Here is a 21100-nt window from a genome sequence, read left to right as displayed (position 1 = left end):
TAAAAATAGAGAGAACGGGAGAATGAATGTTTTATACAGGGCCCTACTTGAACCCTACAAAAGAAAAATTAATTGGGCACTACGGATTTTGAGCCCTACAATGCCCCTACAGCAGTAGGTTAATTATATGATAAACAATGACTTATGCGCTTACAGGACTTTTGGGGAGCTGGGTCAGGAAGTCTACCAGGTTGGTGTCCGGGAGGAGGAGTAATTTCTTTCTAAGGCGGTAACGGGCAATTTCCACTGCCTTGAGCGTGATGTTGAGGAGCTGGGCAATTTCCTTGGAGGAGAGGTTCATCCGGAGGTATGCACATAATTTCAGGTCGTTTGCCGTGAGGTCCGGGTAAGCCTGTTTGAGTGTATTGAAGAAGTCGATATTGACATTATTGAAGTGGATGGCAAACTGGTCCCAATCCTCATTACTCTTTTCCACTTCCCGGATCAGCTTTAATAAATTACGGAAAGCAGGGGAACTATCGTCCGAGGTATCTTTTTTCATGAGGGAGGAAATGATCTCCTTGATCTTGGTGAGCACTTCACCTCTTTGTACGAGGTTGATGGTCATGGTGAGGAGTTCCCTGTTTTTGAAATTGATGTCTGTTTCCAGTTTTTCGTTCTTCAGTTTAATGATCTCTTTTTCGTTCCTGTCCAGTACCAGCTGATGTAAATAATTGAGGTGTTGCTGTTCTGCCTGGTGTTTCTTCTGCTGCCACCTGAACACGAGGTAGATGATCCCTGCCAGCAGGCATACGTATAATCCATAGATCCAGAAGCTGTTGTACCAGGCGCGGTGCACTTCAAATGTCCAGGTAACGGGGGCAGATTCATTGCCCAGGTTGTTCCGGGCCTTTACATAAAAGGTATATTTCCCGGGAGGCAGGTTGGTGTAATCCTTTTCACTTTTGGTACTCCAGGCAGACCATGCTTCATCGAAACCCGCCAGCTGGTAGCTGAATTCAATGTTCCGCAACTGCTCAAACATGGTGGAGGAGTATTCAAAGTGAAGGGAGTTGAGCTTGCTGCCCAGGTGTACGGTAGCCTGCTGTTTGGTGTAACCACCATACAGGAGGCTATCCTTTTCAGAAAGCCTTACCTGCCCCAGGAATACATCTGGGCGGGAGATCTGGGCGCTGTATTTTTTATAGTTCACATGAATGATGCCTTTGTTGGCGGCGATGAAGATGTTCTCATCGTTCCAGGAGTAGATGGATTCATATCCGCCGAGCACAATGCCATTGAGTTCCGGGAAATACACCACGGAGTAATTTTTGCCGTTGGCGGGTTTGTGAAAATCCACCACACCTGCTTTTTTGTGGGTGATGAACCAGATGTTCCCGTCTTTATCTTCATGGAGGTACTGCAGGTCCAGGTCTTTAAAGATCGGGTGGAGGGTGGAAGACAGTTCAAAACGGTTGGCAGAGGAATTGAATTCATATACCCCGCTCAGGGCTGTTACTACTATCCTGTTTTTGATACGGTATATATAATTACCATTATTACCGGGCAGGCCGGATTTGCTATCGTATAATTTGGTCCGCACGATCCTGCTCAGGTCCGGCGAAAGTTCTATCCGGAAAATACCACGGTTGGGGTGGGAAGCCCATACCGTGGAGGTATTACTGTCGAAAGAGAGGAACCGGAGGGATTCGTGAATGCCATCCAGGCGGCCGAGGTCTTTGAAGGTCTGCTGGTCAAACTTTATCACGCGCAGGCCGGTGTAAGTACCTACAATAATATGAGAAGCGGGGAAAACCTGGGAGCTGGGTTTGAACAACCAGGAGCCTGCTGCGGCATAGAGTTTTATGGCATTACTGCCGTTAACGGTAAATCCTCCATCTTCATGCCCTACCAGCAAATGATCGTTGATCTCATCCAGACTCCATACCTGGCCGGTGGAATTATTCACTTCCGCAAAATTGCTTTCAGATAAGCTGAGGTCTTGCTGGGAAAGATCAAGCGGGGAAGAATAGAGTCCGTTGGATGTGCCGATATATAACCTGTCCCGGAAAACCCGGGTGGCGTAACCGGTTACCTGTTTCTTTTTGTCAGGGTAGATATATTTAATAGCACTGTTGATGGCTACCTGGTCTATACCATCGTCCAGGCCTATCCAGAGGTTTTTGTTCCTGTCTAAGAGTAAGCTCCTGATATTATTTTTCTGCAGGCCTTCCGTGTAGGAGTAGGTTTGAATGAGTTTTCCTTTTCTGTCTACAATGAAGATGCCGGATGAGTTGGTGCCAAATGCAAACCATTCTTCATTCACTTTTACCGTACAATAGAGGCGGTCGTTAGTGAAGATATTGTCTATACTGGTGGTTTTGGGTGTGAGTATATTATTATGCAGGAAGTACACCCCTTTTTTAAGTGTGGATACCATCAGGGTGTCTTTGCCATATTCCAGGATGGCAGTTACGGGTGTTTCATCCAGGATGGGGTTATTGCAGTAAGGTTTCCATACGCCGTTGTCATATACCACAAGGCCTTTATTATATTCCTGTGCAAAGAGCTGGTTATTGGCTTCTCCGAGGAAGTCCCATCTTGTTTCAGGTTTATATACACTTATTACACCATCTTTCAGGTGGAAGATCTGGTTCCTAGAGCGGAAGAAAACCTGTTCCTTATAAATAGCGATGTTCCAGATGTCAGAGAAATGGCCTTCTGCTGAGGGAAGTAGTTTTTTCAGGGAATGATATTCCAGCCGGCCCTGGTTGTCAGGGAAAAAATAACCGATCTCGTCCTGACCGCCTACATAGATCTTTCCATCGGCGGCTATTTTTACAGAGCGAACAATGGTTTGATTGGGTAGCTGGTAGCGTCTCCAGAATTTACCATCGAAGGAGAGGAGTCCTTCGCTGTTGCCAAAATACAATAATCCGTTAGCGTCTTGTTCAATGGCCCAGTTTTGCACACCGGCTTTGTAATCGTAGCTATGATAGTTAACGATCTGTGGTAATGCTGTTTGATTTTGACCCTGGGCACAAAAGCATATAATCAGGATGTTTATCGTGGATATAAACTTCTTCACGCAATTTAGATTAGTGGAGATGACCTTTATCAACGAATATACATAACTCAGCGTATATTTCGTGATTGGGGCGTTCCAGATCTGTTTGTACGGGAAGAAAGGGGAGCTTTCCCTGCGCTCAGTTAGGACTCGGCGCTTCCATGAAATCTTTCGTCACCATCACCGGTTTAGTGATCCTGCGTTTTACAGGAGCCGGTATCTTTTTCTTATGCCTTCTGCCCCACCAGACAATGAATCCTGTAATGGGCAATGAAGCGGCAATTAAAGCTACAATGAAGTAAACGATCTTGCTGCCTATGCCCAAAGCCCTGATCCTGCCTGTATGAAAATCGAAGTTACTCCTGGCTACAGCAGCGTAACCGGTATAGTTTTTATACAATTCTGAAAATACAAGTTTACCTGAGTTAGCGTTGTAGTAAAGCGTGTTCTGCTTACGTATAATGCTGTAGGGGTACCGCATGATGATGCGGATGTTGGCATCTTTATCGTTAAATGGTGTGATGAAAGTTTCTTTAGCTCCCGGGAAATCCCTTGTGGCAGCATCATAGGCATCCTGCAAAGTGAAATGCCCTATTGTTTCCGGTTTGATGGGTGTTCTTTTAGTATTATACTCAGTTGTGCCACCGGCTATTGCCGCTGCTATTTCTTTTACGGTATCAAAAACCCAGAACATACCGGTGAGGGAAATCACGAACAGGACGATGAGTGCATAGAACCCCAGCACACTGTGCAGGTCCCAGTTGAGGCGTTTGTAGTTTTTTGTTTTAAAGTTGATGCGTGTGGCCTGTTTGAGGAACCTTAATTGTTTCGGGAACCATAAGATGAGCCCGCTCACACACATCAGGAAAAATATCAACACATTCCAGCGGATGATCTCTTTACCTACTTCGCCCAGGTAAAGTTCCATGTGAACCTTCAGCACTACCGTAAAGAAATCTGCATTTTTGTTCCGCACGCCAATGATCTGTGCGGTGGTAGGATCAACAGATACAAAGCGTTTTTCCATGAAGAAGATAAAGGCTGCATCTTTTGTTTCCTGGAAACGGATACTGGTGATCTTCTCTCCGGGATAACGTGCAGCAACGGTTGCCTGCATCTGATCTACGGGCAACCTGGGATGACCGGCATTACTTTCCGGGATGTGGTAGTACCGGTGCTGGAACATAGCCCTTCCTTCCTCTTCAAATATGTACAGGGCACCAGTGATGGCCACTATAAAAACCACTAGCCCGGATGATAATCCGAGCCATAGGTGAATCTTTCGTACAATATTTTTAAATCGTTGTTTCTTCTTCATCTTCTAAAATCTGAAAGTAGCATTTGCCGTAACCCTGGTTGGCATTTGCGGTGCCAGGCGGGGTGACCAGTATTTTTCATTTGTAAGGTTATCCACTTTTACACCAAAACGGAACGTAGGTCTGTCGTAATATATTGTTGCATCCAGTAAGGTGTAGGAGGGAATATTAAATACAAATGCTTTGGTGTTTGTCTGGAAAGAAGCGCTACCGTAGTTGCCACCTATACCAAAACCTAATCCTTTTGCGGGACCGGTCATCAGGCGGTAGCTCATCCAGAAGTTAACCAGGTGCTCAGGACCGGCGCTGGCTGGTCTTAAACCTTGTATGGTTGAATCTGCAAAAGTGTATTTGCTGTCGTTATAAGTATACCCTGCTACAATGTTGAATCCGGAGAAAGGATTGGCGATCACTTCTGCTTCCAGCCCTTTGCTCACCTGTGTGCCGTTCTGGATGCTGAAATTAGGATGTTCCAGGTCCACGCGGGTCATATTGCTTACATCAATATTATAATAGCTGATGGTGCTGCTGAGTTTGTGATTGAACACATCCAGCTTAAAACCCAGTTCCCACTGGTTGGCTTGCTGTGGTTTAAAGTTTGCGCCGGTGTAATCCTGCCCGGTAACATTATTAAACCCATTCATGTAGTTACCGAACAGCGATATTTTTTCTTTCAACACTTCATATACGATGCCCAGTTTGGGAGATAATGCATTCTGGGAAAATGCGCCGCTGGCTGTATCAAATGCGGGGCGGTAAGTTCCTTCATCCACATAACGGTCTGCACGCAGACTTAACATCACATTCAGTTTAGGGGTGATGTTAATGACGTTAGATACATAAGCGCTGTAGGTATATAAATTGGTCCTGTACATGTCGTACGGCACAGTGGCTGCAATAGAGTCCACCCTGTCTGAATTGTAGAGTGTATAAGCAGTGCCCGGTTTTTTGAAATTGATAACAGGGAGGTTAATGGTAGGGGTGGTCCTGTCGCTGCGTTGGTTAAAGAAGTCAACACCTATCACAATGCGGTTGCGCAGTTTGCCGATCTTGAAATCACCGATCAGGTTCTGCTGGATCTCTGTACCATTATAGGGGAAGTTTTCTTTTTGTACGCTGAGTTGTAAAGTGCTGTCCGTTATTCCTCTTAACTGGCTGACGTAACCAACGGTGGTAGAAAAGGTACGGGTAACATTGGTTTGCAATTTCCACCCGCTGTTGATCTGGTAGTTGATCTGACCGAAAACATTGAACTGTTTTGTTACGTAGTCCAGTGTATTATTGGTGAATGAACGTTTATAGTCCATACCCAGGTCTTTAATATTGTTGACCTTTCCTTTTACCGCAGGTGCATAACGGATGGGGGAGGTAGCATTAAAAGTAGAGGCTTCTATATCCAGCAGGAAAGAAAGTTTGTCATCTGCTTTATAAATAAAACTGGGAGCGAGCATCAGGCTGCGGGTAAAACCTGCGTCCTGGAAACTTTGTTCTGTGTGCAGGGCACCATTCACGCGCATCAGCACTGTTTTATCTTCATTGACCGGTGTGTTGACGTCAAAAGTGAGGCGGTTCAGGTTATAGCTGCCGGCTGAATAACTGATCTCTCCTTTTTTGGCTTCGTTTGGTTTTTTGGTAACACGGTTGAACAATCCGCCGAAAGAGATCTGGCTGCTGTTGAAGAGTGTACCGGATGGGCCTTTGATAGCTTCCAGTACTTCCAGGTTGGCGGGGTCAATATTGGTATAAACAAAACCGGAGATACTGTTGCGGATGAGGTTAGCAGTAACAAAACCCCTGGTGAGCAATGCACTTCTGCCCTGGTTGTATACAATGGGTATACCGGCGCCGGGTATGTTTTTGAAGATGCTGTTATAATCCGTGGCCAGTTGCTCTTTGATGATCTCTTTGGTAACGATGGTGTAAACTTGCGGATTTTCAATGTTCTTTAAAGGCAGGCGGGCAATATCGTCTGTTTCTTTTTTATTGAATTTGTTATATCCGGAGGTGATGGTTACCTCGTTCAGTTGCTGGTGTGTTACTTCTAATTGAACGGTTACGTTAGTGACCTGGTCCTTTTTTACTTCCACTTCCAGGGTGGCTGGAGCGTATCCTATCAATAAAACCCTTAATGTATGGGTGCCGGTCCTGATCTGTTGTACGGTAAAAACACCATCTTCTGCAGAAACAAATTCCCCCTGGATGCCTTTTATCTGGATGCTGGCCCCGTCTACCGGTTTGCCGTCTGTGGTGAGTACTTTTCCTTTAATTGTTCCCTTATCCGCTGATTCTCTGGCGATTGATATATTATAAGTAAATATAAGTAATAGAAAATATAGACCTCTTCTCATGTGTTAAGCAGCATTTGCGGATGCAAATTTCCCCCGGGTTTTCCAAATTGGAATGTCGGATCGGGAAAATTTCTTACGCAAAGCGGAAATGAGGGTTCATTAACAAATCCGGAAGGTGCAGGATGCCGCGTTAGTTGCTTTTTATTAGATTTAGCCCATAACGTTATGAATGATGAAATTATTCCTGTTACTAGCCTCGGCTTTTGTATTACGAACCGGTACTGTTGATGATCAGTTAAAACCAGCTTCTTCCGCGCGCATCGCTGGTTTTACCGGTGAAAGATTAGACGCTTCCTATAATAACCGCATTCTTGCGCAGGATGTGGACAGATTAATTGAGACATTTAAAACACGTACAGAAACCCGTTGCTGGCAAACGGAGTTCTGGGGGAAGTGGTTTACGTCTGCTGTGCTGGCGTATCGTTATAAACCGGAACCCAAGCTGAAAGCTGTGCTGGATCATGCAGTAACAGGTATTATCAGTACGCAAACGGAAGATGGTTATATCGGGAATTATGCTGAGGATAAGCGATTGCAGGCATGGGATATCTGGGGGAGGAAATATGTGATGCTGGGTTTGCTGGATTATTATGATCTGACGGGAGATAAAAAAAGCCTGACCGCCGCAGGAAAAGTAGCAGACCATTTGATGATGGAATTGGGCAAAAAGAATGTGCTGATCGTTAAGATGGGGAATCACAGGGGCATGGCAGCTACTTCCGTGCTGGAACCTGTCTGCCGTTTATATGCCCGCACGAAGAATAAAAAGTACCTGGCATTTGCGGATGAGATCGTGAAAGAATGGGAAACACCACAGGGGCCGCAGCTGATCAGTAAATCAGAGATTGATGTGGCCAAACGTTTTCCGAAAGCGCTGAATAATTGGTATGGATGGGATCAGGGGCAGAAGGCTTATGAGATGATGTCCTGCTACGAAGGGTTGCTGGAATATTATCGTTTAACGGGAGAAGAGAAATATAAACAGGCGGTGGAGAGAACCTGGGAGAATATCAGGAATACAGAGATCAATGTGGCCGGTTCCGGTTCTGCTTTGGAATGCTGGTTTGGTGGTGCGCATTTACAAACGGCGCCGATACATCATTACCAGGAAACCTGTGTTACGGCTACCTGGATCAAGTTAAGCCAGCAGTTGTTGCGCTTAACGGGAGAAGCGAAATATGCAGATGCTATTGAGCAGACTTACTACAATGCATTATTAGGTTCCATGAGTACAGATGGTGCTGCATGGGCAAAGTATACGCCTTTATATGGGCAACGGCTCAAAGGGAGTGAACAATGTGGCATGGGGTTGAACTGCTGTGAGGCCAGCGGGCCGAGGGGTTTGTTCACTTTGCCTTTAACGGTGGCAATGTCTGGCAAAGATGGTTTGTCTGTTAACTTCTTTACGGAAGGGGAGTTTGTGTTAAGATCACCTTCCGGCCAGCAGGTGGTTTTGCAGCAACATACCGATTACCCGGTAACGGGGAAAATAGCGATAGGTGTACAATTGGCTAAAGCGGAAGAAATGACCTTACGCGTACGTATCCCTGCATGGAGTGAAACGTCTACATTAACCGTGAATGGAGAGGCTGTAGCTAATGTAACACCAGGTACCTATGCAGCGATCAAACGTAAATGGGCAAAGGGAGATACATTGGCATTGGAGCTGGACATGAGGGGCCGTATTGAAACATCAGGATCTGAGCCGAAGTATGTGGCTATTCTGCGTGGGCCGGTATTGCTGGCCAGGGATGCAAGATTGCCGGGGCCTGACTTTGGGGCTATTGTAAAACCTGTTGCAGATAAAAGCAAACATATTGCGCTTACATTAAAGGACGTAAATAAAGATGGTATCTGGATGCAGTTTACTGCAATGTGTATACCGGAATCTTATGCAGAAGGAGGAACGAAAGCTGTTCCCCTTTCGTTGTGTGATTATGCATCTGCAGGGAATGCAGCATCCCTGCCCATGTTCAGGGTGTGGATGCCGCAGTTGCTGGATCCTAAGGAACTATAATTTTTTTGGTCTGGAAGCATAGTGCTTCCAGGCCATGTTATAAACGCAAACCCCAAAGTCAACCCCTACCAGATTATTCCCAATCCCGTAAATCATTTTCCCGAATGCATAAACTCCTCGCGGAAGGGGTATGTAGCTTTGCGGCGATCCATAACTATAAAACAATACCATGAGAGCAATCATTATTGCCCTGGGCCTTGTATGCCTTATACTGGTCCCGCAATCAACCATTTTCGCACAATCTTCCACCGGTATTATTAAAGGACAGGTAGCTACTGCTGAAGGGGAACCGGCAGCATCAGTGGGTGTGCGGTTGAAAGATACCCGCAGGCAAGCCCTGAGCGATGAAACAGGCAGCTTTATTTTCCGCAACCTGAAACCAGGTACTTATGAACTGGAAGTATTCTTATTTGATCATGATAAATACACGCAGTCCGTTACCGTGAAAGCCGGTGAAACCACTACCGTGGATGTGAAGATGACCCTCTCCCAGAAAACACTGCGGGAAGTGGTGATCGCGGGTGACAGGAACAGGTTTGCCCGTAAGGAAAGTGAATCTGCTGTTCGCATGCCTTTAAAGAACATTGAGAACCCACAGGTGTATACCGTGGTGCCGGCAGAATTAATGAAGGAGCAGATCATCCTGGATTATAAAGATGCGATTAAAAATGTGGCGGGTGTGAATTCTACGGAAACAGTGAGCAATGGCCGTACCTCTGCTATTATCCGTGGTTTCAGAACAGGGAGTTTTGTGCGCAACGGATTAGTGGCTAATCAGCTGATCACGGTAGACCCTGCTAACCTGGAAAGGATTGAAGTGATCAAAGGCCCTTCAGGCACACTGTTCGGTTCCGGTGCTGTGTCTTACGGCGGCCTTGTGAACAGGGTGACCAAAAAGCCGTTTGAAACCTTTAAGACGGAACTGGCGCTCACAGCCGGCAGCTTTGGCCTGAACCGCATCACGGCTGATATCAATGCTCCGCTGAATGAGGATAAAACCACCCTGCTGAGAGTGAATATCGGCCGCCATGCATCGCAGAGCTTCCAGGATGCAGGTTTCAAACAGAACTATTTCCTGGCTACAGCTTTAACGTATAAAGCAAACGAAAAGCTCTCCTTCCTTTTTGACCTGGAACTGTTCCGTAATTATGGTACTTCCGCCGTGGCTTACCTGAACCCGGATGCCAGCATCAAAAATTATAAGGAGATGGAGCAATACTATTATAAAACGTTCTATTCAAACGATCTGACCTCTACCTTCCCGGGTTATAACGTATACGCACAAATGAATTATAAGTTCAACAGCAAGTGGAATACCACTACGCTGTTCTCCACAGGAGGTGTGAATGCGCGCAATCAGTTACAGTTCTCCGGCACGCTGTACGGCAGGGCCAGTGATTCCCTGACAAGGAAGATACAGAAGTACAGCCACAATTACCAAAGCATCAACGTACAGCAGAATATCAACGGGGAATTCAATACAGGGAGTATACGTCACCGTGTGCTGATCGGTGCAGATTACCTGGCGGATATTACACAACCTACTTTCCTGATGAACTTTATGTATGATACCATCAACATAAAGAATGGCAGCTCACCTATTATGCTGGCAGAGAAAATAGAACGCCGCCTGTCTGAAACACCATTGGCTTCTCACTACCAAAGCCAGATAGACCGTTATGGTATCTACGGCGCAGATGTGATAAACTTCACAGACCGCTTATTGTTGATGATGAGCCTTCGCTGGGACAAAGTGGATAACAAAGGCACTTACTCTTTTGTAAATGGTAAAACTACCGGCAACTATAGTAAAACATCCCTGTCTCCTAAATTCGGCGTAGTGTACCAGGTGTTAAAAGAACAACTCTCTGTTTTCGCTAACTATATGAATGGGTTCTCTTATACCGGTACTTTGGACAGGAACGGGAATATCTTCAAACCTGAACAGGCTAATCAGTGGGAAGGTGGTGTGAAAGCGGAGATGTTCAGTGGTAAACTAAATGCAACACTGAGTTTCTATGATATCACGGTATCGGATAAACTGAGAACTGATCCGGTGGATAATGCTTTCCAGGTACAGGATGGTAAGCAAAAAAGCAAGGGTGTGGAAGTGGAGCTGATCACCAATCCTGTTCCGGGATTGAACATTATGGCAGGATATGGTTTTAATGAAAGTGAGATTGTGAGAGCCAGCAATTTCGAGGGCAAACGCCCGGCACGTTCCGGTGGTAAACACATGGGGAATGCATGGATCAGTTACCGGATGCCCAAAGGTAAGGTACAAGGCCTGGGCATTGCCGGTGGTGTTTTCTACAACAGTGAAACACCATTCAATGATGCGAACACTTTATTCTTCCCGGCATATGCGCTGGTGAACGGAACTATTTTCTATGACCGTCCCGGATACCGCATTGGCGTGAAGCTGGATAATATCACCAATACAAAATACTGGGGGCCCTGGGGAGAACCACAGCCTCCGCGTAATTACGCTGTTAACCTCATCCTTAAATTCTGATTATTGTAAGGCTCCGGGAATTCCCGGGGCCTTTTTTATAGTATTTTCTCATGGGCCCCGTAGGAAGGCTAAGCGAACACGTAACAAACCTGTCTTATACAAGTGACGAACCTGAGCTTTGTTAAAATAGCATCAATCTGAATAAAGTTCTCCGGCAGGCAACCCGGAAAACTTCCTCCCCGTATTAGCGGATAGTTTATAATCTTAACCGTTAATCATTATGCTGAACACAAAAGCACACATCACTGTGATTGCCCTCGCATGCCTGTCAGTGGCTTGTACAAGAGATCAGGCGCCCCCTGTTCCTCCACCCCCGGTTGACAATGTTGTACTGAAAGAAATTGCCCCACTGGGTCAGGTACTGACGGACAGTGCCGGCCGTACGCTCTATTATTACACAAGGGATACCACGGGTAATTCTGTCTGCACCGGCGGATGCAGGGATGCCTGGCCTATCTTTTATACCACTACACTCCGCCTGGGAGCAGGTTTAGCTGCGGCGGATTTTGGGACCATTACCCGTCCGGATGGCGCAAAGCAAAATACCTATAAAGGCTGGCCTTTGTATTACTACAAAACAGATGCGGCTGCGGGTGAAGCAAAAGGAGAGAACGTAGGTAAAGTATGGTTTGTGGCAAAACCGGATTATACCATTATGCTCATGAATGGCCCGTTGATCGGGAACAATGGTAAACAGTATACCAGCGCTTATGTGGAAGGTGTAGAGATTGTGCAATATTTTACAGATGCGAATGGCCGTACGCTGTATGGTTTTAAGAACGACAGGAACAATGTAAATAAATATACCAAGGAAGATTTCAGCAATAATGCCACCTGGCCGATCTACGAGGTAGCGGAACTGAAAAAGGTACCTACCGGTGTGGCTGCTACGGATTTTGCGGTGATCAATGTGTTCACCAAAAAACAGCTTACCTATAAAGGCTGGCCTTTGTACTATTTCGGTGCAGATGCAGGGCTGCGTGGGAAAACAAAAGGTGTAAGTGTTCCAACGCCGGGTGTTTGGCCGATTGTGAACCAACAAACAGTTGTCGCTCCCCAATAACTATTAAACCAGAGGCCCGCAGCAGTTTGTTGCGGGTTTTTCTGATCCCTGAACTCCAATTCAGGCATCCTTCTCTGCAATTCACGCATTTCAGTGTTGTGTGCCTTTCCCTGCCGCTTTAATTTTGTCATCATATTTATAACCCCAAAAAATGTTGACATGAAGATTGTTATCTCCGGGCTCATGGTATGTTTGAGCATGGCTGCCTGTAACATCAGGGAGTCAAAGGAAACAGGCGGCAGGTATGCCACGGATCCGGCACAGTTAGTTGCAAAAGGCAAAGAGCTGGCTGATAATTACGGGAATTGCCTGCACTGGCAGGCCCTGGAAGAAATGAACGAGGAAGACCTCAAAGCCTGGCAGGCTTATCTGAAGGCTACGGAGCCTGTGGTGCAGCGGTAAACTGAAAAACTTCAGGTTCTGTGATCCAGCGGTAAACTGAAAGCTACAGGTTCTGTGATCCAGCGGTAAATTGAAAGCTACAGGTTCTGTGATCCAGTGGTAACCTGAAAGCTACAGCTCCCCACAGCATAGCAGTAATCTAAGTCTGCGGCACAGCGGTAATCAGCCTAACCATTTCATCCGAAGGCAGCCCCATCCGGAGATAACAATTCATCCATGGTTTACTACATTTCATCCTTGTTTCCCTCAATTCATGACCATGTTATACGCAATACACCCGGATTTTAATACATTTATAACATGGCCTTTGTAAGATATAGCAAGAAAGAACCACTGGTCTTTGGATGGGTGATGATCCCCTATATCCTTGTGATGAACCTGCTGGTATTCGGGAGCTGTATCTTAGGTAGCGCACTGGAATTTGGGAAAAGTTTTCTTGGGAGCGGTTTATACTTCCTGGTCATCTATTTCATCTTTGGCCTGGTAGCTGTATTCATCCGTAACAGGTTCCCTTCCGCCGGTGACCTGTTCAAACGCATCGCAATAATGCTGCCCATCTTCTACCTGATGAATATTGGCAGTATGACGGCGCTGTACCTGTCTTACAATCATGTGCCTATCCTGGAATGCCAGGCAAAACCGCATATGTTCTGGTGGGCAGTATTATGCGGCTGTATCCTGAGTACGGTGATCACTTTTATCAATGAAGCGATCGCCAACTGGGAAAACTGGAAGGCTTCCCTGGCGGAGACAGAAAAGCTGAAGAACGCCTATCAGCGAAGCCGGTTGCTGGGTTTGAAAGGCCAGATCAACCCGCACTTTCTTTTTAATTGTTTTAACACCCTCTCCGGCCTTATCCCGGATGAAGAAGAAAAAGCAGAAAGGTTCCTGGATGAAATGAGTAGGGTACACCGGTACCTGTTACGCAGCGATGATGAATTCCTGATACCGGTAGCAGATGAGATCAAATTTGCAGAATCTTACCTGTACTTAACAGAACAACGGTTTGGCGCTGCTATTAAAGCCACTATCAGGGTAGATAAGGATACCCTGCGTAAGAACCTGCCCCCTCTGAGCATGCAGGTGATCCTGGAGAATATTATCTATACCAATGCCATCAGCAAAAAGAACCCGCTGAAGATATTGATTGAGAGCAACGATAACAATGAGATCACGATCACGCATTCGGTATATGAAAAAACAGTGTTGCAGAATTTTAACATAGAAGAGGGGCTGGACAACCTGCTGAATAAATACCAGCTGCTGAATGCCCCGCCTATCACGATCAGTGAGAGCAGCAACATCAGGATCATCAATTTACCCTTGTTCGGGGGAAGGGAGGTAGTCGTATGAAATTTGTAAAACCTAACAGGATACAAACACTGGGCTTTTTATATTCCATGCCTTTTATCATACTGGCATGGGCATATATCCTTTATGATGAGCGGATCTTCAGCGACTGGCGGATATGGGCGGTTTCTTATCCGCTGTTGTATGGAATAGGCGTAGTGAGCTGGTTCCTGCATTACCAGTATGATCATTATGTGATCAGTAAGTTTCCTTCGCTGGAGCAAACGGCACAAAGGATCAGGTGGAAAAGCCTGGTGAACCTGGTGGTGATGACGCCCTCCAGTTTTTTTATTCTGTTGGTGTACGACTGGTTCCACATCCTGGGGTATCAGCTGGAGAACGTTGATTTTCTGTACGCCTACCTGCTGGGCCTGGCGGTGAACATTATGTTTGAGACACTCTGGGAGGTATTGTATATCATTGATAAGTACAAGGAGAGTGCCACAGAACAGGAAATGATGGAGAAGCTGCACCTGGAGCAGGAATTTGATAATCTGAAGCAGAAAGTGAACCCGCACTTCCTTTTCAATTGCTTCAACACTTTGTCTTCTTTAATCTCGGAAGATAAGAAGCTGGCAGAAGAATTCCTGGACGAACTGAGTAAAGTATACCGCTACCTGCTGCGCAACAATGAAAGCGGCATGAGTACGGTGGAGCAGGAAGTGAACTTTATACAGTCCTATTACCAGTTGCTGAAAACCAGGCATGGGGAGAGTTTTCAGATGCATGTGAAGATAGACAACGGGTTTATGCTGTATGAATTACCGGCCCTGAGTTTACAGTTGCTGGTGGAAAACGCGGTGAAGCATAATGTGGTCAGCAAACAGGAACCGATCACCCTTACCATTACTTCCACAGAAGATGGTTACCTGGTGATAGAGAATAACCTGGTGAAGAAGCTAAACAAACCGGAATCCATGGGTATAGGCTTACTCAATATCCGGGAGAAGTACAGGTTGTTACGCCGGTATGATGTGCGGATCAATGAATTGGAGAACCGGTTTGTAGTGGTGTTGCCGCTGATCCCGGGCCTGAGTTAAGTAGTAAATTTCTTTTTATGAATATTTTTATAATTGAAGACGAAGATCTGGCTGTAAAGAAATTACAGAAAACATTGCAAGCGGTAGACCCGGCTTCTATCGTAGTGGGTACGGCAGACAGTATTTCTTCCGCGGTGGAGTGGTTACAGTCCAATCCAAAACCAGACCTGATCCTGATGGATATAGAGCTGGCGGATGGGCAGAGTTTTGAGATCTTCAATCTCACCGAAGTAAAAAGCCCGGTGGTATTTACTACCAGCTACGATGAATATGCCCTGAAGGCTTTTAAGGTGAATAGTATCGACTACCTGCTGAAACCTGTACAGAAAGATGAATTACAGGCAGCCCTCAATAAATACAAGGAACTGAAGAAAGGATTTACAACCGGCGCAACGGATGATACCATGAATATGGACCATCTGCTGAAGGAACTTCGCCAGAAACTACAGCCCCCTGCTTACCGGAAACGGTTCCTCGTAAAGCACGGGCGGAAGCTGGTTTCAATTGATATCAGTGAGATCGCTTACTTCTTCTGTGATGGAAGATTAAACTTCTTTAAAACATATGATAACCAGAAGTTTGTTATTGATTATACGATGGATGAACTGGACGAAATGCTGGACCCGGAACAATATTTCCGCATCAGTCGTTCTTTTTTTGTTGCTGTGCGCAGCATCGATAAGATTGATGATTATTTTGGTAACCGCCTTATTCTTGGATTAAAACCCTCAGAAAGTAAAGAAGCGCTGGTGAGCCGGGAAAGGGTAACGGAGTTTAAGAAATGGATGGGCAAGTGATCCTTAATAATTAAGTAACATTGGATGCTTTTCTTTGCGGCTTACAACAGCCCATATGAAAAGAAGGAATTTTCTGAAAAGTTTTGGCGTATTCTCCGCCGCTGCCGCATTACCTGCGGTAGATGTATTAGGAAGGGAAAAGAGCCAGGTTAAAAAGGTACAAGGTAAAGTAACTTCTGCCGGTAAGGGTATCGCCAATGTGGTGATCAGTGATGGCTACAATGTGGTGAAAACAGGCAGTGACGGCAGCTTTGGCTTTGAGCCGCATGTGAATGCCGAGTTCGTTTTCCTCTCTGTTCCCTCCGGTTACGCCATCCCGCACAAAAAGGGCGTAGCTGATTTTTATGTTAAGATAGACAAAAATGCCCCGCAGCAGAACATCCAGTTCCCCCTGGATGCCATCAAAGGCGGTGATGATAAACATGCCTTCATTGTATGGGGCGATACACAGATCCTCACTAAAGAAGATGCGGAGTTACTGAAAACCATTTCCGCTCCGGATACTAAAGCGCTGGTTGCCTCTCTTGGCCAGATACCGATCCATGGTATTGGCGCAGGTGACCTGGTGTTTGATAAATTTGAATTATACGCTGATTACAAAGAAGCGGTAGGTACTACCGGTGCACCTTTCTTCCAGGTGATCGGTAATCATGATATTGATTATTCTGCCCGTACGGATGACCGGTCACAGGCTACCTACAAAGAAAACTTCGGCCCTACCTATTATTCTTTCAACAGGGGTAAGGTGCATTACGTAACCTTGGATAATGTATTCTTCATTGGCACCGGCCACCGTTATATCGGGTACTTTACGGAAAACCAGCTGAGCTGGCTGGAGAAGGACCTGCAGCATGTGCCTGCCGGCAGTACAGTAGTGGTATCTCTGCATATCCCTTCGGATAATGGTGCTAAGAGAAGGAGTGGGGCAAAGGAAGAAGAACTGGGTGGCGTTACCAGTAACCGTGCTGCGTTGTATGCCATGCTGAAACCTTACAATGTACATATCATGAGCGGCCATACCCATTTCAACGAGAACTGGGAAAAGGACAATATCATGGAACATAACCATGGCACTGTTTGTGGCGCCTGGTGGACGGGCCCTATTTGTTCAGATGGAACGCCCAGTGGATATGGAGTATACGAAGTAGATGGCAACGATATCAAATGGTATTATAAGTCTGTTGGTTTTGATAAAACGCACCAGATCAGCATCCATAAAAAAGGCCGTATGGCGGAACATGCAGATGCTGTGGTAGCCAATGTATGGAACTGGGACCCTAAGTGGAAAGTGGAATGGCTGGAAGATGGCGTGGCCAAAGGTAATATGGAACAGATCATAGGCTTTGATCCTGAAGCTGTGGAGCTGTATAAAGGGCCTTCCATGCCCACAAAACATACCTGGGTAGAGCCCAGCTTAACGGAGCACCTGTTTACGGCCAAACCTTCTGCGAATGCAAAGATGATCACCGTGAAGGCCACAGACCGTTTTGGAAATGTATACACGAAAGAAGTAAACTTAGGATAGCTGTAGAATGGGCATTGGTAATGTCTGTGCAGAAAAAGTAACTTTAAGATAGCTGTAGAATAGCAGGAATATTTGTAAATATTCCTGCTATATTTACTATCCATGAGAACGTTGTTATTATTGCTGCTCAATAGCTGTGCATATGCGCAGCATGTTAAATATGTGAACCCGCTGATGGGCACTGCTGCTTCCACTACCATCAGCGCAGAGAAACATGGCGCCGGTACAGAAATGCTGGCGAATGTGATCCCCGCTGTGGGGCTGCCTTTCGGTATGACCCAACTTACTCCCCAAACCCGCAGCACGGAAAAGAAATGCCTGGCTCCTTATTACTATAAAGACGAAACCTCCAGCGGCTACAGGCTCACGCATTGGCTGAGCGGTTCCTGCACGCAGGATTATGGCAGTGTGACCATTATGCCGGTGAACAGTGGCGGTAATGCTTTGGACCATACAAAAGAGATCAGCCAGCCGCATTATTATAAGAACGAATTAGGAAATGTGCAAACGGAGATGATGGCTACACTGCGTTGCGGCATGCTGCAGTTCACCATGCTGAAAGATGATAGTTTACATATTGTGGTTACGCCTAACAGTGATAAGCAAAAAGGCGGTATTACAATTGATCCTGTAAAGAAAGAGATCACAGGGTATAACCCTGTGTACAGGATCTACCAGGGCAGCGGGCAACCCGCAGGCTTTAGTGGCTGGTTTGTGATACAGTATGATGTGGATGCTGCGAAAGCAGGAAGTGTTGTAAAGAAGGGAGGAGCAAAGAATGATGCATTGGAAGTGATGGCTACCTCCATGGGTATTGCGCTACATGCAAAGAAAGGCACTGTGATCCGGTTGCGCGTAGGTACTTCTTTCACAGGGCTTGAAGGCGCAAGGAGGAACTTACAGGCAGAGATGAACACCTGGGATTTCTCTGCTTTGCGCAAAAAGGCAGAAGCTGCCTGGAATAAAGCGCTGGGGCAGATTGAGGTGAGTACAGGGGATGAGCAGGCTAAACGGATCTTTTATACTTCCATGTATCACAGTATGCAGCATCCCCGCCTGATGAGTGATGTGGATGGATTGTATCCAAGGTTTGCAGGAGATTATCAGAATGAACAACTGAAGCAAGGCGGGTATTACGATGATTTTTCCATGTGGGATATCTATCGTGCGCAGCTTCCTTTGTTTGAAATATTACAACCTGCATTGATCAATGATTTCGTACAATCCCTGATCCTTAAAGGGCAGCAGGGTGGATGGCTGCCTATCTTTCCCTGCTGGAATAGCTATACAGCAGCTATGATAGGAGATCATAGTACCGCGTTCATTGCTTCGGCTTATAATAAAAATATCCGCAACTACGATACTGAAGCAGCTTATGCACTCATGCGGAAGAATGCTTTTGAGATACCGGATATTAAAGATTATAAAAATGGCAAGGGGCGCAGGGCCATCACTTCTTATCTCCTGTATGGCTACATACCCCTGGAAGATAGCGTGATGGATGCTTTCCATAAAAGGGAGCAGGTATCCCGTACATTAGAGTATGCCTATGATGATTATGCATTGGCTACAGTTGCGCGGAGCCTTAACAAAAAAGAAGATTTCGAAAAACTCCAAAAACGCGCCGCCAATTACCGGAATGTTTTTGATAAGAAAGTAGGACTGATGAATGGCAGGTACGCTGATGGCAGTTTCTACAAAGATTTTAACCCGGATAAGAAATTGTTTTTTATCACAGAAGGCACGCCCCGGCAATATACTTTTTATGTACCGCAGGATGTGAAAGGGCTGGCTTCATTACTGAACCTGGAAGCCGCACTGGATAGCTTATTTGAAAAAAACGAATACTGGCATGGTAATGAACCGGGGCATCATATCCCGTTCCTGTACAACTATACAGCCGCTCCCTGGAAAACACAGGAGAAGGTAGCGCGCATTTTAAAAGAAGAATACAGTGATGGTATTGGCGGATTGAGTGGAAATGATGATGCGGGGCAAATGAGTGCCTGGTACGTATTCGCAGCCATGGGACTTTATCCTGTAGACCCGGTGGGAGGAGAATATATGCTCTGTACACCTATCTTCGACAGTATTTCGATCCACCTCCCAAATGGAAAGAAAACAGTTATAAAAACAGGCAGTAAAGGCGCATATATTCAATCCATCACCATTAACGGAAAACCGTTTTCCGGATATAGTCTCCCCCATTCCATGTTAGCTGAGGGAGCGCAGATCTTTATTAAAAGGGGGGATACCCCAGTTTCGCGATTGCAATAGGTATTATCAGAAAGTAAATGCCCATTTATCAAAAAGGGGGATACCCCAGTTTCGCGATTGCAATAGGTATTATCAGAAAGTAAATACCCATTCATCAAAAGGGCAGATGCTCCTGTTTTACCGCGTAATATTTCAGTTCAATAAGGTCATTGGGCAGGCTCTTTTTATTCCAGGTAGGGTGAATAGCCAGCGCTGCACCCATTGCAGTAGCCTGTGCCATGGAAGCCGCATAGATCTCTATCTCCGGGAATAACATAGCCAGCATGTTCATATAGATCACATTCTTGCTGAACCCTCCATCCACAAAGATCCGCCGCACTTTTGTGCCTTTCACCACCAGGCTGGTTGAATGCTGTTGCTGTATGGCAATATCAAACATCAGCTGATGATAAGCCGCTACATCATCCGGGAAATCCGCCAGGTGTCTGTCCGCAAAATTACCTGCCGGTTTCAGGGAAATGGTTGGATCGTAATCCAGGCTCCTGTAACGCAGTGCAGGCTGTTTAAAATGATCAGAGATACGTTTTACCTGCTGTTCATGTTCATAACCTGCAAAAAGCCTTGATGCTTTGATCGGTTTTCCCTGGAAGGTCATATAACAGAGGCAATCCTGTTCCAGCTCTTCCGCCGTAAGCGGACTTTCATTGAAAGGATTAAAACTGATACACCAGGTGCCGGTGGAAATTAATATGAACGGTTCGTGGAAACTCACCAGGTAAGGGATCAGTGCTGCCGAGCTATCATGAAGGCCTGTGCCGATATGGTAGTTGTTGCCGGGAAATACGGCAGGCATCACTTCGTTGGAAGGCATCAGGGGTGCCAGTTTTTCCAGGATCCCTTCTTCCTTCACCCAACGATGATAACTATTAGTGGTGAAATCCCAGAGATTGGTATGGCAGCCTATGCTGGTAATATCAGAACAGGCTGTGCCGGACAGGAGGTAACTCATGTATTGCGGCAGATGCAGGGCATACTTCATGGAGGCAAACACATCGGGCCTTTCCTGTTTCAGGCGGTAAAGCTGCATGCCGGAGTTGAGGCTTCCCAATACAGGAGAAGCGCTTTGCACACTGAATGTTGCTTCGCCACCATACTTTTTATAGAACTGTTGCTTTAACGCTTCCGGGTATGTTTTCAGGTAATTATACAAAGGTGTGAGCGGATTCCCCTCTTCATTGATGTACACCAGGCTGGCTCCGTAAGTGGAGAAGTTGATGGCCTTTACTTCAATGTCCTTCATTTTAAAAACTTCCCTGAGCGAATCAAATACAGAGAGGCGGAGGCTTTCCAGGTTTTCACAGGGATCGCCGTCTTCATCTGTTGTTTCCGTAAAACGGGCAGTTCTTTCAAATATGATCCTGTATTGTTCATCAAACAGGAACAATTTCTTGTTGGTTTTACCAACATCAAATATCACTATAACGGGAACTCTTGCCATTCATT

The 21100-nt window shown here is 45.9% G+C and carries 13 protein-coding genes; 9 read left to right on the top strand and 4 right to left on the bottom strand.

Going from position 1 to position 21100, the window contains the following annotated elements; genetic code table 11:
* Nucleotides 1-142: 142 nt before the first annotated feature.
* From AAHN97_RS20165 to AAHN97_RS20155, 3 genes are all read right to left on the bottom strand, one after another.
* Nucleotides 143-3028, bottom strand: coding sequence for a ligand-binding sensor domain-containing protein (locus AAHN97_RS20165; RefSeq protein ID WP_343303884.1), 2886 nt, complete (start codon nucleotides 3026-3028; stop codon nucleotides 143-145).
* A gap of 118 nt (nucleotides 3029-3146) precedes the next feature.
* The gene (locus AAHN97_RS20160; RefSeq protein WP_343303883.1) at nucleotides 3147-4325 is read right to left on the bottom strand and encodes a PepSY-associated TM helix domain-containing protein; all 1179 of its coding nucleotides are present in this window, start codon (nucleotides 4323-4325) and stop codon (nucleotides 3147-3149) included.
* Between the two features lie 3 nt (nucleotides 4326-4328).
* Entirely contained in the window at nucleotides 4329-6671 is a 2343-nt protein-coding gene (locus AAHN97_RS20155) for a TonB-dependent receptor (protein WP_343303882.1), read from the bottom strand.
* A gap of 169 nt (nucleotides 6672-6840) precedes the next feature.
* On the opposite strand from AAHN97_RS20155, the gene AAHN97_RS20150 reads away from it, so the two are divergent.
* From AAHN97_RS20150 to AAHN97_RS20110, 9 genes are all read left to right on the top strand, one after another.
* Complete coding sequence (locus AAHN97_RS20150; protein WP_343303881.1) at nucleotides 6841-8688, top strand: glycoside hydrolase family 127 protein; 1848 nt, start codon at nucleotides 6841-6843, stop codon at nucleotides 8686-8688.
* Between the two features lie 169 nt (nucleotides 8689-8857).
* The gene (locus AAHN97_RS20145; RefSeq protein WP_343303880.1) at nucleotides 8858-11203 is read left to right on the top strand and encodes a TonB-dependent receptor; all 2346 of its coding nucleotides are present in this window, start codon (nucleotides 8858-8860) and stop codon (nucleotides 11201-11203) included.
* A gap of 220 nt (nucleotides 11204-11423) precedes the next feature.
* A complete protein-coding gene (locus AAHN97_RS20140) occupies nucleotides 11424-12266 on the top strand; it encodes a hypothetical protein (protein WP_343303879.1) in 843 nt (280 codons plus the stop codon).
* 159 nt (nucleotides 12267-12425) lie between these two features.
* Entirely contained in the window at nucleotides 12426-12668 is a 243-nt protein-coding gene (locus AAHN97_RS20135) for a hypothetical protein (RefSeq protein WP_343303878.1), read from the top strand.
* Nucleotides 12669-12968: 300 nt separating this feature from the next.
* Complete coding sequence (locus AAHN97_RS20130; protein WP_343303877.1) at nucleotides 12969-14021, top strand: sensor histidine kinase; 1053 nt, start codon at nucleotides 12969-12971, stop codon at nucleotides 14019-14021.
* Nucleotides 14018-15058, top strand: coding sequence for a sensor histidine kinase (locus tag AAHN97_RS20125; RefSeq protein ID WP_343303876.1), 1041 nt, complete (start codon nucleotides 14018-14020; stop codon nucleotides 15056-15058). The genes AAHN97_RS20130 and AAHN97_RS20125 overlap by 4 nt, the downstream gene beginning before the upstream one ends.
* A gap of 17 nt (nucleotides 15059-15075) precedes the next feature.
* Entirely contained in the window at nucleotides 15076-15855 is a 780-nt protein-coding gene (locus AAHN97_RS20120) for a LytR/AlgR family response regulator transcription factor (RefSeq protein WP_343303875.1), read from the top strand.
* 55 nt (nucleotides 15856-15910) lie between these two features.
* Nucleotides 15911-17380, top strand: a complete 1470-nt coding sequence (locus AAHN97_RS20115) for a calcineurin-like phosphoesterase C-terminal domain-containing protein (RefSeq protein WP_343303874.1) — start codon at nucleotides 15911-15913, stop codon at nucleotides 17378-17380.
* Nucleotides 17381-17482: 102 nt separating this feature from the next.
* Nucleotides 17483-19657: a GH92 family glycosyl hydrolase gene (locus AAHN97_RS20110; protein WP_343303873.1), complete on the top strand. Its 2175-nt coding sequence runs from the start codon at nucleotides 17483-17485 to the stop codon at nucleotides 19655-19657.
* 94 nt (nucleotides 19658-19751) lie between these two features.
* Here the strand turns inward: AAHN97_RS20110 and AAHN97_RS20105 are convergent, their stop codons facing one another.
* On the bottom strand, nucleotides 19752-21095 hold the full coding sequence (locus tag AAHN97_RS20105; RefSeq protein WP_343303872.1) for an FGGY-family carbohydrate kinase: 1344 nt from the start codon (nucleotides 21093-21095) through the stop codon (nucleotides 19752-19754).
* Nucleotides 21096-21100 lie beyond the last annotated feature (5 nt).

This window comes from Chitinophaga niabensis (assembly GCF_039545795.1).
Lineage (GTDB): Bacteria > Bacteroidota > Bacteroidia > Chitinophagales > Chitinophagaceae > Chitinophaga > Chitinophaga niabensis_B.
Note: the sequence above shows the minus strand (reverse complement) of the source record. Positions and strands in the feature narration are given on the sequence as shown.